Origin of the sequence: Pseudomonas sp. T8 (assembly GCF_024610635.1) — a bacterium.
GTDB classification, from domain to species: Bacteria; Pseudomonadota; Gammaproteobacteria; order Pseudomonadales; family Pseudomonadaceae; genus Aquipseudomonas; species Aquipseudomonas chlororaphis_I.
This window is the reverse complement of record NZ_CP102374.1, coordinates 1193935-1210251: the sequence shown is the minus strand read 5'-3', so window position 1 is coordinate 1210251 and position 16317 is coordinate 1193935. Positions and strand designations below refer to the sequence as shown.

At 63.5% G+C, this 16317-nt stretch carries 5 protein-coding genes; 4 read left to right on the top strand and 1 reads right to left on the bottom strand.

Annotated elements, in window-relative coordinates; all coding sequences use genetic code 11:
• Positions 1-35 precede the first annotated feature (35 nt).
• Both NRG23_RS05130 and NRG23_RS05125 read left to right on the top strand, forming a co-directional pair.
• Positions 36-12731 (top strand): filamentous haemagglutinin family protein, encoded by a 12696-nt coding sequence (locus tag NRG23_RS05130; RefSeq protein ID WP_257373886.1) that lies wholly within the window; start codon positions 36-38, stop codon positions 12729-12731.
• 194 nt (positions 12732-12925) lie between these two features.
• Positions 12926-13561 carry a flagellar biosynthesis protein gene (locus NRG23_RS05125; protein WP_257373885.1) on the top strand — a complete coding sequence of 212 codons (636 nt, stop codon included), beginning with the start codon at positions 12926-12928 and terminating at the stop codon, positions 13559-13561.
• Positions 13562-13747: 186 nt separating this feature from the next.
• Here the strand turns inward: NRG23_RS05125 and NRG23_RS05120 are convergent, their stop codons facing one another.
• Complete coding sequence (locus tag NRG23_RS05120) at positions 13748-14011, bottom strand: hypothetical protein (RefSeq protein WP_016704711.1); 264 nt, start codon at positions 14009-14011, stop codon at positions 13748-13750.
• 422 nt (positions 14012-14433) lie between these two features.
• Here NRG23_RS05120 and NRG23_RS05115 point away from each other — a divergent pair, with 422 nt between their 5' ends.
• Entirely contained in the window at positions 14434-15900 is a 1467-nt protein-coding gene (locus NRG23_RS05115; protein ID WP_257373884.1) for a PAAR domain-containing protein, read from the top strand.
• On the top strand, positions 15897-16283 hold the full coding sequence (locus NRG23_RS05110) for a hypothetical protein (RefSeq protein WP_028682433.1): 387 nt from the start codon (positions 15897-15899) through the stop codon (positions 16281-16283). The genes NRG23_RS05115 and NRG23_RS05110 overlap by 4 nt, the downstream gene beginning before the upstream one ends.
• The last annotated feature ends 34 nt before the right edge of the window (positions 16284-16317 follow it).

The window sequence follows — 16317 nt, the reverse complement described above, 5'->3', positions numbered from 1 at the left end:
CCATTCGCCCGAACAGTAAAAAGGATCCGCAAGTGATGCGCTCTGAGCCGAATCTGCCTGTTTCCCGACTCATCAACGCCTCTGCTGCCAATGGACAGCCGGTGCTGCGACTCAAGCCGCTGGCGCAGGCCATTGCCCTGTTGATGCTCGCCGGCACGGCCCAGGCCGCGCAGCCTCTGGCCTTCAGTTCGGGCTGGTTCGGGGCCATGGGGGGCGGCCAGAACGGGGGGGCGCATGGATCTGTCGGTGGGGGGCTGCCGGTCGGTACGCCGCCGCCCCTGGCGCAACAGCAGCGGGTCAACAGTCAGCTGCAACGCTCGATGAGCAACCTCAACAACACTGTTGCCGCCATCGCTGCCCAGCAGGCCGCGCAAGCGGCTGGGCGCGCGGCGGCGCTGACCGCCCCGCAGACCCTGCATAACGGCTTGGGGGGCAATGGCCTGAATGTGCTGGTCGGGGCCGACGGCAAGCCGCTGTTCGTCAATGCCGAAGGGCCAGTGCAGACCGATACCAACGGCAAGGCGCTGGTGTCGATCAAACAGACCGCCGACAAGGCGATTCTCAACTGGGAAACCTTCAATATCGGCCGTGACACCACCGTCGAGTTCCAGCAGAACGCCGATTGGGCCGCGCTCAACCGTGTCAACAACAGCACCTCGCCGAGCCAGATCCAGGGCGCGCTCAAGGCCGACGGCACGGTGATGATCCTCAACCGCAACGGTGTGGTATTCAGCGGCAGCAGCCAGATCAATGTGCGCAACCTGGTGGCGGCAGCCACCACTATCAGCGATGAACAGTTCAACAACCGTGGGCTGTTCAGCGCCAGCGACAGCGCGCCGACGTTCAGCGACGCCGCCGGCAAGGTGCTGGTGGAGCAGGGCGCGCAACTGCAGACCCATGTGCCAGGATCTTCCACCTCCAGCGGCGGTTATGTGTTGTTGCTCGGCAAGGAGGTGGATAACGCCGGCAGCATCAATACCCCGCGAGGCCAGACCGCTCTGGTCGCCGGCGACAGTTTTGTGATCAAGAAAGGCTACAGCACCGACGGTAACCCGACCTCGACCACCCGCGGCAACGAAGTCGTCGCTTCAGGCGGCGGCAAGGTCAGCAACCACGGCTCGATCCAGGCGGCTACCGGCGACATCACCCTGAGTGCCCAGGAGGTGCTGCAAAAAGGCCTGGCCCTGAGCAGCACTTCGGTGGACGCCCGCGGCACCCTGCATCTGAATGCCCGGGGCAGCGACGCCAAGGTCACCCTGGGCGAGGGCAGTACCAGTGCCATCCTGATCGACAGCAGCATGGCCCTGGACAGCCAGCGCGAGGGGCTGTTGACGCCAGCCTTGAACCAGGCTGGAAATTCTACGCCGGCCGATACCTATCGTCGCGACCAGTCACTGGTGGAGATCGTCAGCGGCGGCACCGTGGACTTCCAGAGCGGTTCGATCACCCTGGCCACCGGCGGCCAGGTCGCGGTGAATGCCGGGCAGCGCAGCCTGGTGCGCGACGGTGCGGTGATCGATGTGTCGGGGGCGGTGGGCGTCAAGGTGGCGATGGAGTCCAACAGCGTCAAGGTCAATATCCAGGGCAACGAGCAGCGTGATGCCTCGGTCAACCGCGACAGCAAGAACCTCAACAACAACGATGTCTGGGTCGATGCCCGCGAGCTGGTGCTGGTCCCGGCAGGGACCAACGGCTACGCCACGGATCGCTGGTACACCGCTGGCGGCTTGCTGGAGGTGGGCGGTTATCTGGGCACCCAGCCGCACAACGTCGGCGAATGGATGGCCCAGGGCGGCAGCGTACGTCTGAGCGGCAATGAGGTGGTGACTCAGCAGGGTTCGCAGATCAACCTCTCCGGCGGCACCCTGGACGTGCAGGACGGGATGATCCAGCAGACCTGGCTGCGGGCCGCCGATGGCCGGCTGATCGAGCTGTCCAGGGCCCCGGGTGACATTCTCTACAGCGGGCTCTACAAAGGCTTCGAAGAGCACAGCGTGCGCTGGGGCCAGACCGAGTACCACTACAACTCGTTGATTGCTCCCCGCGAGCGCTTGGAGCAAGGCTACAGCGTAGGTCGAGATGCCGGCCGTCTGGAAGTCAGCACCCGCAATGCGGTACTCGAAGGGCAGATCGTTGGTGACACCTTCCAGGGCGACCGTCAGACTCAGGCCCCGCGTCCGGGGCTTGACGGCTACCAGCAGGGGCAGAACGCCGTGGCCCGGGGCGGGCAGTTGGTGGTGGGGGCTTATGTGCCTTACTACGTCAAGGACAGCGCCAGCCTGCAGTACGCCCTGAGTGCCGATGCCAATACCGTCAAGCAAGTGGTGCTGGGGCAGGCCGCGGCGATAGCCAGTGGGCTGGACCTGGACACTGTTCTGCCCGACGAGCGCAAGGGCACTTTGTGGCTCGACACCGAGCAGCTCAACGGTTTCAAACTCAGCAGCGTCAAGGTCGCCGCCACCGGCAGCATCCTGGTTGACGGTGCGCTGGAGGTCAGTTCCGGCGGCGATATCACCCTGTATGGACCGCAGGTGCAGGTTGAAGCCGACCTGACGGCTCATGGCGGCAATCTCGCCCTGGGCAATGTGCTGCAGCAGATCACCAGCAACGGCAAGCTCGACACCACCCTGGCGGCGACGGGAGGCAAGCGCGCGACGCTGACGGTTGGCAGTGGCGTCCGGTTGGACACCAGCGGCCTGTGGAGCAACCTGTTGTTGGACCCTGCCGATGGCAGTCGCTTGCCTTACCTCAATGGCGGCAGCGTCTCGCTGCGCAGCAGCGCCGATGTCGCGCTGGAGAGCGGCAGCCTGATCGACGTGTCATCGGGCGCGGCACTTATGAGCGACGGCAAGACCCGCGCTGGCAAGGGCGGTAATCTCACCCTGGTGGCCAATGCCAACAGCGCGGCGGCCATCGGCACGCTCACCCTGGACGGCGAGCTGCGCGGCCATGGCGTGAACGGTGGCGGCACCTTGAGCCTCCAGAGCGGCAAGGTGCTGATCGGTGAGCGCGCCGCCGACACTGCCGCCGACACCCTGGTGCTGGCCCCGCAGTTTTTCGATAAAGGTTTCGCCGCGTATGACATCACCAGCAACCAGGGCCTGCGGGTGGCCGATGGTGCACAGGTCGAGGTGACCCAACCGGTCTATCTGTTGGGCGATCAGGCCTGGAGCACAGCGACTGGAGCGGACCCGGCCTCTGCGTTGGAACGCTGGTTGCCCGGGCTTTACCAGGAAGACCCGATCAAGGCCGTACTCAGCCAGCGCCAGGGCGCGAGTATCAGCCTGCGGGCCGGCACCGCGCGCTCGAGCGCGGCGGACATGGCCAGTACCCAGCTGGTGGTGGGCAAGGGTGCCGCCATCAGCGTCGACCCCGGCCAGTCGATCGCCCTGGGCAGCATTGGCCAGTTGACCCTGGACGGTGCATTGAATGCCTGGGGCGGCGCCATCACCTTGAGCGGCATCTCGGTTGCGCCGGATGTGGCCGAAGCCGTCGAGGGCGTCGGTCATGGCCGCTCGATCTGGGTGGGGGAACAGGCGGTGCTCGATGTCGCCGCGAGGGCGGTCACCGCGACCGATGCCCTGCGGCGTCGCTACGGGAAGGTGGACGCAGGTGGCACCATCGTCATCGGCGGGCAAATCGACCCGCAGACCGGCATCGCCAGCGCGGCCAATCAATTTGTGGTGGTGCGTGAAGGCGCGCGCCTGGAGGCTTCCGGCGCCCAAGCCATGGTCGATGTGGCGGGGCAAGGGCCTGTGGCGGTTGCCAGCAGCGGCGGCAGTATTTCCCTGGCGTCGAACCACGGCCTGTACCTGGACGGCAGTTTCAACGCCCGAGCCGGTGGCAGCGGCGCCGCAGGCGGCTCACTGAATGTGGCACTGGAGGCGCCGATCTACCGTACCAGTGTGTCGCAGCGGGTGCGCCAGGCGCGGGAAATGGTGATTGGCCAGGTCAGCGCCGACAGCCTGCTACCCAGCGGCGCCGGTCCCGAAGCCGTGCAAGACACCCTTGCCTATGGCCATGCCCGGCTGGGGCTGGAGAAGGTTCAGGCCGGGGGCTTCGATAACCTGTCGCTGCTCAGTAATGGCCTGATCAGTTTCGACGGCGCGCTGTCGCTGTCCCTGGGGCAGAGCCTGCAGTTGTATGCCGGTGCCCTGGCATTGAGCGATGGCGCCGCGGCCGGCTCACGGGTGCAACTGACCGCGCCTTATGTACGCCTGGCGGGTGTCGGCGCGGTGGTTGCACCTGACCAATGGATGCGCCCTACGGTGCAGGGTGGGGTTTCGACGCAGGCTTCAACGGGCAGCCTGTTGGTCACGGCGGGTAACGTACTGGATGTCCGCGACGGTGTGAGTATCGGTGCCCATGGCACCACCGCCGGTGGCTTGAGCCAGGCCATCGACCGCCGTGCCTTCGACGACACGCAACTGATCAGTCAGGGCGATATGCGCTTCCTGGCCAGTACCGTCGATTCGCGCAACACCAACCTGAGCACCCAGGCCGACCTGCGGCTGGCCGCTGCGCAGATCTACCCGGCCACCGGCGCGGTGGCGCAGGTGCTCGCGGGTTATCGGGGCAATGGCCTGGACTACGATCCAGACCGGACCCTGAGTATCGGGCGCACCGGCAGCGTCGATCCGGCACAACCCTATTCGGTGTTCGGCAAGCTGACTCTTGGGGCGGCGGTCATCGAGCAGGGCGGCGTGCTGCGGGCGCCCCTGGGCAATATTTCCCTGGGCACCCAGGTGGGGATATTGCTCTACACCAAACAACTCAACCTGCTGCCGGGCAGCCTGACGTCGGTCAGCGCCGCGGGCCTGACCTTGCCCTATGGCGGCACGGTGGACGGTGTGACCTGGCGCTTCGACGGTAAACAAGTGGACTTGCTGGGTGTGGGTGGCACCAGTTCCAACGCCAACCTGGTGGTGGGCGCGCAGTTGCTGGGGCAGTCGATCGACGTGCAACAGGGTGCGGTACTGGACCTTTCCGGCGGTGGCCAGCTGCTGGGCGCGGCATTCGTTTCCGGGCGCGGGGGGTCGACCGATGCGCGCTACAACCCGTTGGTGCAGTTCGGCGCCAATGGTCGCTTCACCTTGCCGGGGCTGGACACCAACCCGGTATACGCCATCGTGCCCGGGGTCCAGGCGAATGTCGCGCCCAGCGGTGGCGAGGCGGGGGCGACAACACCCTTGGTGGGCCAGCAGATCAGCATCGACGCGGGCGTCCCCGGCTTGCCGGCGGGTACCTACACCTTGCTGCCTTCGACCTATGCCTTGCTGCCGGGGGCGTTCCGGGTCGAGATCAATGGCTTGGCCGCGCCATTCGGCGCGACCGCGCTGACCCGTGGCACGGTCATGAGCAACGGTTCCTGGTCCAGCGCGGGCCGGCTGTCCATTGCCCAGACCGGGATTCAGGATGCCTTGAGCCGCCAGGTGATCCTGACCCCGGCCGCGGTGCTGCGCAGTTACTCGCAATACAACGAAACCCCGTATGCCGATTTTGTCCGTAGCGATGCCGCGCGCCAGGGCGTGCCTCGCGCAGCGTTGGAGGCCGATGGCAAAACCTTGCGGGTCAGCCTGATCGCCGGCCAGAGCGGTTCTCCCAGCGGCTTCGAGTTCGCCGGGGTGGCACGTTCGGCGGTGGCCGAAGGTGGTTTTGGCGCGAGCCTGGAGGTGATGTCCGGGGCGAGCGGCAGCGCGATCGATATTCTGCCTGCCGGGGCCACTGCCAGCGGCAGTGGGGTGTCGTTCCATGCCGATGATCTGAACGCCATTGGCACGGCCCGCATGAGCATTGGCGGAGCGCCGACCGTGGTGTATGGCCAGGGCGGCAATTTTGTTGGCTTCGATGCGAACGGTGCCGCGGACTCGGTGACGTTGCGCCAGGGCGTGACCTTGTCGGCCTCTGAAGTGTTCCTCGTTTCCGGCCTGCCCAGTGGCGCGATTCAAATCGAGCAGGGCGCATCGATCAACACCCTGGGCCGTGGCAACGCGGCCTATGATTCCACCGATGGTTTTATCTACCAACCCGGAACTCGCAGCGTGCTGGCCGTTTCCAATGGCGTGTTGCAAATGCTCGCGCCAACCGAGGGCAGTACTAGCAGGAGGGGGCCTGGCAGTATCTTGATCGGCGATTGTGCCCAGGCTGCCTGCCAGGGCGAAACCACGCTGTACTCCCAAGGCACCATTGCCTTTGCCACCACCAACACCTTCAGGCTGGGTGATGCGGTGCGTTATGGCACCCGCCATCTGGCCCTGGCGGTCGGTGGGATCAATGTCGGCAGTCCGGAGGCCCTGGCCGCCGCCCAGGCGCGCAATGCCCTGCCGTCGGGGTTGACCCTCAACCAGGATGTCATGAACCGTTTGCTGCGCGGCGATATCGCGAGTGGGGCGCCGGCCCTGGAAACCCTGTCGTTGACCGCCGGCCAGTCATTGAATTTCTACGGCAGCACCACCTTGAGCACCCTGGACAGCAACGGCCAGTCGATGCTCGACAATCTGATGCTCAGTACCCCGGCGATCTACGGCGATGGCGCGGCCGGCGATGTGGCGTTGATCCAGACCGGTAACCTGATCTGGAACGGGATAGCCGGTACGCCCGCTGCGGTGATCGCCAACGGTGCCGGCACCGGCAGCGGCACCCTGGAGATCCAGGCCCGGCGCATCGAATTCGGCTATGGCCCCAACACTCAGCCCGATCCTTTGGCCGACTACGCGCGCCTGGCCCTGGGTTTTGCCAATGTCAATCTCAGCGCCAGCGAGCGCCTGACCGCCAACCATAAGGGCAGCCTGGCGGTCTATCAGTCCCAGGGGGCCTATGAAGCTGGCAAGGGCTTCGTCTACAGCGGCGGCAACCTGAATATCAGCACGCCGTTGCTGACCGGCGAGGCGGGGTCGGTCAACCGCATCACGGCGGGGGGCGACCTGCGGTTGAGTCGCGCACCGGGCCAGCAGGCGGCCTTGCCGGCCATCGACAGCCTTGGCGCTGAAGTGTTGCTGGCTGGCAACAACGTCGAACTGGACAGCGCGGTGGTCCTGCCCAGCGGCAAGCTGACGGTCAATGCCGAGCATGGGTTGAACCTGACCGACCGCGTCCATCTCGACCTGGCCGGGCGCCAGGTCATGTTCAACGAAGTCAGCCAATACAGTTGGGGCGGCGATGTGATCCTGCAAAGCCGCGAGGGCGATATCCGCCAGGCGGCTGGTTCGCTGATCGATCTGTCGGCGCAGAACAACCATGGTGGGAGCCTGAAGGTGGTAGCCGTGGGCGAGGGTGGCGGTCAGGTGGACCTGCAAGGCCAGCTGCTCGGTGCCAGCTCGGGGCATTACGACGCCGGCGGCACCCTGGTGCCTTACAAGGCTGGCAGCGTCGATATCCGCGCGCAGACCCTGGGGGATTTCGCTACGCTCAACCAGCGTCTCAACCAGGGCCAGGTGTTCGGCGCCCGCAGCTTCCAGATCAAACGCGGCGACCTGACGATCGGCAACGAACTCAAGGCCGGCGAAGTCAACGTTTCCGTGGATAACGGCCAGTTGACGGTGCTGGGCACCATCGATGCCAGTGGCGAGCGGGTCGGCAGCATTCGCCTGGCTGCCAGCCAGGGCCTGACCCTGGCCGGCAGTGCCTTGCTCGATACCCATGGCACGGCCCTGCGGGTCGACAGCTACGGCAAGATCATCGATTCGCCTAACCGTGCGGTGGTCGAACTCAACTCCGGTCTTGGTCAACTGACCCTGGCCGACGGCGCACGCATCGACCTGCGCCACGGCACCTCGGTCGCTGCCGGTACGGCGCCTGGCCAGTACGACGGCCAGGCCCGCGGGACGCTGGAGCTCAATGCCCCGCGCCTGGATGCCAGCGACCCGACCCTGGGCGATATTGCTATCGACGCCAGTGGCCGGCTGAACATCCTGGGTGCTCGCTCCATCGCGGTAAACGGCACCGCCCGCTACACCGATGCCCCCGAGGGCACGGCGCCGGCCGCCAGCGGTCGGCCGTACCAGGTGATCGATCAGGCCTACCTGGACGCCAAGCATCAGGACAGCCAGCGCTTTATCGACAATGCCTTGAGCAATGCCAGCCTGATGAACGGCAAGCTGGCCGGTTTGAACAACGCCACCTATGCCGACGCCTTTCACCTGCGCCCGGGGCTGGAGATCGTCACCCAGGGCGATCTGGTGATCAGCGGCGACCTGGATCTCTCTGGTTATCGCTATACCAGTGTCAATCCTCATGCGCAGAAAACCTCGGTGTATGGCTCGGGCGAGCCGGGCAACCTGGTGATTCGCGCCGGTGGCAACCTGGACCTCTACGGCAGCATCAACGACGGTTTTGCGCCACCACCGCCGACCCCGGACGATGCCGGCTGGGTGTTGACCCCCGGTCGTCAGGCCTTTGGCGGCGACGTGGTGGTGCCGGGGCCGGGCGTGACGCTGGCCGATGGTAGCCTGTTCCCGGCCGGCAAGACCCTCAACTATGCATTGCCGATCAAACCGGCGCGCCTGGCGCAGGGCACCTTGCTGCCGGTCGAGGCGACCCTGCAGGCACCGCTGGAACTGCCGGCCGGTACGGTACTGCAAGCGGCCGTGCGCGACAGTACCGGCAATCAGGTGTATGCCGCCGGTACCCTGATCCGCGAAGCCGTGACCCTGGCCAGCGGCATGACTCTGGACGCTGGCACACGGCTGCCCGCGGCGGCTTCGCTGGGCGCCATGACCTGGCCGGCCGGGGTGCCCTTGCCGAGTCGCGACAGCGTTGGCCCGAACAACCCGGACGGCGTGCAGCTGGCCGGTTCGCTGGCGCTCAAGGTGGGTGCCTTGATCCCGTCGGAAACCGATATCAAGTTGCCGTCCGGGGTGATTTCGGTGCCGCTGCGTACGGTGACTGGCGGGCGTCAGGGTCGCAACTGGGCCGTCGCCTCGTTGTTGCCGGAGGGTTCGTTGTCCTGGTCGATGCGCCTGGTTTCGGGGGCCGATACCCAGGCCGCCGACACCCGGGCGATCAAACCGGTGATGGCCGGTGACCTGACCCTGGCCGACACGCATTACGCGGTCTTTGAGGGGCACGAGACCATCATTATTCCGGGGACTCCGGAGCGTCCGGGCGGCGCGTGGTTCTGGAGCGACCTGGGGGTGTTGATCGACCCGAGCTTCGTTGAAGGCACGCGGGTTTCTCCTGCCGATGAAAGCTGGTGTGTCGACGGCGTGTGCAATCGCTTCAACTACGTTTGGAGCGATCTTGGGGTGTTGATCGACCCTAGCTTTATCGAGGGTGCGCCGGTGACGGCGGAGTATGAGTCCTGGTGTTCAGACGGATTGTGTGTCTCGTTGGGCGAGGCCATCCCCGGTACGCCGGAGCAAGTCATCGTCGGTCCGGTGAACAAGGTGGTGCCGGTCACCCAGAACTTCAGCGTACTGCGCACTGGTACTGGGGATCTGGACCTGCTGGCGGCGGGTAATGTGGCCATGCAGTCGTCGTATGGGGTGTATACCGCCGGGGCTTCGACGGCCGCACGAGCCGGTGATCTGCAGGGCGCTTTCGATCAGCCGCGCAGTCGTGGCAGCGATGACAGTGTGCTGGGCAGTGCGGCGGCCGCTTACGAAACCCTGGTCAACGAGGGACCGAGTAGTCTGTATGCGGCCTGGTACCCGGATCAGGGTGGCAACCTGCTGTTGCGTAGTGGTGGCAGTCTGACCGGCGATGTGTTCAGCAGCTCCACCCTCCCGCGTAACGAAAACGCCCGTGCTCAATTGGCCAGTTCCAACCTGGGCAATTGGCTCTGGCGTCAGGGGACCGGCGATACGGTCGGGGTTACGCCGATTCCTGCCAGTTGGTGGATCAACTTCGGCACCTATGTGACGGGTCGCGGATCAGTGAACCCCAGCAATCCCGATAGCAGCCTGATTGCGCAACTGCCAATGCTGGTGGGCTTTACCGGTATCGGCACCTTGGGCGGCGGCAATCTGACCCTGGACGTGGGCCGTGATGCCGGTTTGCTCAGCCGACGTGGCGCTCCGGACGCGGTTTCCTCGCCACGCAGTCAGGGCTTGGTGCTGGCGGTGGGCAGCAGCGGTCGGGTGACCCCGACAGGTGAATTGCTGCTGACCGGTGGTGGTGATCTGGATGTGCGCGTGGGTGGTGATCTGAACCCCGGATTATCGGCTCGGGCCGCCACCACTACATCGATTGCCAATCCGGTCTCCACCGACTATACCCGGCAGGATCTGCGTCTGAACGGGGTCTTGAGCAACCTGCGTGGCGCGCTCGACCTGCAAGCCTCGAGCCTGGGGGGGATTGCCTTGAACTATGGCAGTCTCGTGCAGCTTAACGACAGCAAGGAGACCCGCGCCTACGATCCGTTCAACGCGTCCCTGGGCACCGCGACAGGGGGTATGGTGTTGATGCTCGGCGATGCCACGGCCAGTCTGGCCACCCGTGGCGACCTGGTGCTGGCCGGTACGGGCGACCCAGGGCGGACTTCTACTGAAAACGCCTCGGCATTCACCTATGACGGTACTTCTTATGGAACGGGGGGCTATGGCTGGTTTTCGTTATGGACCGAGCGCACTGCCATCGATCTGTTTTCGGCGGGAGGCAGCCTGACCCCGAGTGTGCAGGCCGGTGATGTAGGCAGTAGTGGTCAACCTCAACCTATTGGCAACCGCAACAGCTCGCCGACCGATGGCCGATTTATCTTCCCTTCGCAATTGAGCGCAATTGCCGCCAGTGGTGATGTGTTCATCGGTGGCTCGGCGCTGGGTGGCGCGAGTAACAACCAGCAGTACTCGTTGCTGTTGGCGCCGTCGCCCCATGGTCGTCTGGACGTTCTGGCCGGGGATTCGATTTATGCCGGCGGGTATGCCATCAACCAGTCTGGAGCTTCTCTGAGCGCGATGCCCACGCCGTTCACACCGGCATTTGCAGGCTGGGGTACGGACATCGCCCCCATAGTGACTAATCTGAGCAGCGACGGCATTACGATCCCGAACACCAAGGCCGAGTTTTCTTTGTTCACCTTTGGTGCCAACACCGCCAACAGTCAGTTCACTAGCAGTGAGGCGGCGCGCTTTTATGCAGTTGGCGGGGACATAGTCGGGTTGCGCAGTGGTGAAATATTGAACTTCACCTTTGGCCCACGGCTTGGACAAACCTGGTACGAAGCAGCAGGGCCGGTGTGGATGAAGGCGGGTCGCGATATTGTCAACTCGGGAACTGCTTTGGGCGAGCCGACAGGGGTCCCCGGCATCATTGCCAGTTCCCTGGGGAATATGCTCGGTGGCGGCACCAGCAGCGGCAACCTGTTTGTCCATAACAACCCCAACGATATTTCCATTGTTTCCGCCGGACGCGACCTGCTGTTCAGCTCCTTCAACGTCGCCGGCCCCGGCACTCTGGAGATCAGCGCCGGACGCAATATCCTGATGCAGGACAAGGCCTCGGTGAACAGTCTCGGGCCGGTGGTGGCCGGCGACTCGCGGCCTGGCGCGAGTATCGTGATGCAGGCCGGTGTCGGGGCCGCGGGCCTGGATTACCTGAAGTTCGTCACGCCGTACCTGGACCCGATCAATCAGGCTCAGGCTGGTGTGCCGCTGGCCGAGCAACGGGACAAAGTCGCCAAGACCTATGAAGCCGAACTGTTGAAGTGGCTCAAGGAGCGCTTTGCTTTCGAGGGTTCCGGCGACGAGGCGCGGGGCTACTTTGCCAGCTTGCCGGCGGAGCAGCAGCGGGTCTTCGCCCGTCGCGTCTACTTCGAGGAACTGCGTGAGGGCGGCCGCGAGTACAACGATGCAAGCGGCCCGCGTTTCGGCAGCTTCCTGCGCAGTCGCAATGCGATCGCCTCCTTGCTGCCAACCAAGGATGTGGCGGGCAATCCGATCGTTTACGACGGCGACATAACCCTGTACGGCGGCGCGGGTGTACGCACGCTGTTTGGTGGTGACATCCAGATGCTGACCCCGGGCGGGCAACAGGTATTCGGCATCGAAGGCGAAGCGCCGCCGGCCAGTGCCGGGGTCATCACCCAGGGCGCCGGCGATATCCAGTTGTACTCCCAAGGCAGCATCCTGTTGGGCCAGAGCCGGGTCATGACCACCTTTGGCGGGTCGATCCTCGGCTGGTCGAACGCTGGCGACATCAACGCCGGGCGTGGTTCCAAGACCACCGTGATCTATACGCCGCCCAAGCGGGTCTACGACAACTGGGGCAACGTCACGCTGTCGTCGAACGTGCCAAGCTCGGGGGCGGGGATCGCCACCCTCGCACCGATTGCCGAAGTGCCTGCCGGGGATATCGACCTGCTGGCGCCGCTGGGCACCATCGATGCCGGCGAGGCCGGGATCAGGGTCTCGGGCAACGTCAACATCTTCGCCTTGCAGGTAGTCAACGCGGCAAATATCCAGACCCAGGGCGAGTCCTCGGGGATTCCGGTGGTGGCGTCGGTCAATACCGGGGCCTTGACGTCGGCCAGTTCGGCGGCGTCGTCGGCGAGCCAGGCCGCCGAGGATGTGGCGCGCCAGCAGCAGGCGGCGGCGCGGCAGAATATGCCGTCGGTGTTTAGTGTGCAGGTGCTGAGTTTCGGCCAGGAACGCCTGGCGCCGACCCAGGATGGCGCCAGCCGGGCCAACCCCGGTTACAACCCCAACAGCCCGGTGCAGGTGCTGGGCGCCGGGCCGCTGAGCGATCAGGCGCGGCAGCAGTTGACCGAGGAGGAGCGGCGGCAACTGACCTTGTAGGTTCTCTCGTGGTACCAAGCCTCGGGGTGATCGTTGATCACCCCTTTTTTTGCCTGCACTGGTCGCCGCCTTTGCGATGATTCATGGCTTGAGTGACGGCAATTCAGTGGCTATGCGCATTGTTCTGCGCTGCCCGAATATGCCTCGTTGCGTCGGGCGACCTTGTTTACTGAATCGGGACTGGATGGATGCCAATGACTGAAATTGCCATGAAATACCTGAAACTCGCTGGTTTGCAGCTGGCGACCACGACCTTGTTCGGCTGCGCCACCAGCCGTTCGGTGGTAGATATCGACGGGCCTGAAGTGGCCAGCGGCAACGGCCAGAAGGTGGTGACCAACGTGCTCGACGAGCGTCGTTTTGAAGCCGATCCGCGCAGTGCCGACATTCCTTCGCTGAAGAATGGCGAGATCAACGACAAGGCGATCACCGAGCGCGCGATTGCGCGCAAGCGCAATGGCTATGGCATGGGGCTGGGCGATGTGCTGTTGCCGGAGGGCGTCAAGGTCAGCACGCTGATTGCCAAGAGCATCGGCGCAGCCTACGGCAAAGCCGGTTATCAAGTGGTGCCGAGCGCCGAGCAGGCGCCGGATGCCAGGACCATCACCGTGCATGTGGTCGAGTTCTGGTCATGGATGTCGCCGGGTGCCTTCTCCGTTGCGGTGAACAACAAATCGCATCTGAAGGTGGACACCGGTAGCGCGTCCTCGCCTGTCGAGGTCAAGACCTTGAAACGCGAAGGCATGCAGATGATTACCGAGGATGACTGGAAACTGATCACCGAGGCTGGCTTGCAGGCCATCAGCGAGTCCATGGCCAAGCAGCTCTGAATCCAGGGCTGTTCAACTGCCGGGCGCCCGCATGCTGATGGGGCCCCGAGCGCTTACTTCCCTGACGCTTGCTCTGTAGCCGCTGCCGCAGGCTGCGATAAGGTCCGAAGGACCTTCAGCGGTCTTGAAACCGTCACGGCCATTCGGCCGATCGCAGCCTGCGGCAGCGGCTACAGATGTGCGGTGTCAGGCCTGCAGGCGCCAGCCCATGACGTCGAGCAGGTCGCAGCTGTCGCGCAGCAGGATGGCGCTGGCGTTGGCCAGGTGTTGCAGGTCGGCGCTGTCGGCGTCTTTCAGGTCGAGGCGGGCGAGGCTTTCCAGCACTTGGGTGACGGCCAGCAGGCGCGCTGCGCTGTTGGCGTGAAGGACGTCCAGTGGGGTGTTCTTGTCGATCAGCAGGCAGGGGATGAGGCTGTCGATGCCCGTGAGGGGAATGTATTGCTTGTTCATGGGGTACTCCTTCGCGGATGAGAGGAGCTGCCGTCGTCGCCAAACGAAAGGGTGGCAGCTGCACGCAGGTTGGCGAACCGACCATCCACAAATCGGCAGATCCGAAGATCTCCCGCGCACAGCCGCCATAAAAGATCGCCGCGAACATAAAGGCCCGACGGCAAAGATTGCAAGCGTGACTGCTTGTAGATGAATGGCCAGGTCGCCAAACCCGGTCGCCTTATGGGCGAGCCAGGACTATAGGGCGTGGTTTGCGCAGCAAACAAGTCAGCACTTTCTGCAAGTTGTGTAGGGCCAATCGCTGTCCGTTGCCCGTTGTTTTACGCGGGTTTCAGAGGGGCAAGCTTTTCAGGATCGCCTGATTCAGCCGCCTGATTTTCGTCGTTACGTTCGAGGCAAATTCCTCATGGAGAACGTAGCTCATGGCCTTTGTCATCAGGGAAGGCGACCCCACCACAACCGGCGGCAAGGTCATTGCCGGATCGGCCACCACCTTTGTCGTGGATCAACGGGTCGCCCGCATTGCCGACCCGGTGTGGTGCCCGGTGTGTCAGACGGTGGGCTATATCGCCGAAGGCCATCACACCTGGGCGGATAACCACCAAGCCACGGCGGTGGAGGGTGGCCTTGTGCAGTGCGGCTGCCCGACCGGGGCCAACCGCCTGATCGCTACTCAGCGGACGGTCTGCTCCGGGAATCAACCGACTATCCCGCTCGACAGCGATTACATCGGGCCCGCGGTGATCAATACCCAGCGCTGGGCCGACGCCATTCATAAGGGGTATCCGCAGAATGAGTTTGCCGATGCGGTGCCGCGGGATCAGGTACGCGGCCTGAGCGTTGCTCACGGCAATATCGTTTCTCCGCCGCTGTCCGTGCAGGACACACAACATCTGGTGGAACCGGGGTTTCATATCGTGCAAACGCCGATGACCCGCGCTGCGCTGGAGACAGTGCTGTTCGGCCAGGCCGATGAGGTTGTGCTGGAGAAATTCCGCCGGCTCAATCCCCAGCTATCGAGTCCTGCCAAGCCTGGGCAACTTGTTGTGCTCAGTCATCCCGACAACTACCAATGCACCCGTGAAGAAGCCTTGCTGATGGAAGCGGCGGAGAAGGTCAGTGCGGCATTGGCGTCCATGAGCGATGAAGAAGCGGCCTTTATGCTCAAGTATCGGGTGCAGGTTGAATCGATACTGTCCTATGGTTCGACTGCTTTAGGTGTTAGCACGGCGGCCGTGGGCAACCATATGGACAGCTTGAAAAGAACCTTGCTGGATATCGAAGAACTCCATCAGAAGTTCTTTCTGCGGGATGGGCATTTGCGCAGCGTTGAGTTCTTCAGTGAAAGGAGAAAGCTGTTTGCACAACTGGATACCAACCTGACCTCCATCACGAAAATGAGCATTGCCTTCCCCGACCATCCCAGCCTTAAAAGCGCCTTGGGGATTTCCAGTCGTAGCCTAGTGCATCGCTGGACCCAGGCGGGCGCAGTGGGACAGATACCGGGGTACGCGACACATATTGAAGGTGTTTCCCGGGCGTCCAAGGTTCTAAAGTGGGGTGGTTGGATTGGGACGGCTCTTGGTGGTGGGGCCTCTTATGTGAAGGTGCAGGATGTTTGTTTGGCGGGAAGCAAGGAGGCGTGTGAGAAGGTGAAGTTTACCGAGACGGGGAGTTTTACAGGCGGGGTAGCTATCGGGGCAATCGCTACTCCCTTTATAAACTCCGGCGCGGCAACTATCTGTGCTGCGGTTGCAGCGTCCACCGGTGGTATCGGGGGGCTTGCATGTGGCCTGGTACTGATCGGCGGAGGTACCTATGCAGCCGGAAAGGCGGGGGAAGGCGGCGGGAAGTTTCTTGGAGAACTGCTTTATGGAACAGAAAAATGAACGAAATAACGACTGCACATATCGTACTTGGCTTTTTTATGGCGGGAACTATTCTCGGGGCCTTCATTATGATTGGTGTGCACCTCTATTGGATTCGCAACCATTTGAATGAGGCACTTGAGCACTTCAAGAACAGCCCCATCGTCAATCAACAAAGGGGGTTTCTGTATTTCGGAACCTGGGGAAAGATGGCGGTGATTGGGGGCATAGCAGGCTTTCTGGCGCACTCCGGTTACTTTATTAAAAGGGGGCTGCTAGATGCTGATGAGGTCGATAGTTTTCCTGAACCACTCAAGAAAAAATTGATCGCCTCGCATTATATTCTGGGAGGGCTGCTGACAAAGTTCTTCATAGAATATGCAGTGATGGAGTTGATTACGTAGCAAAAGCCAGCGCTGAACAAGTATTTGAGTCAAC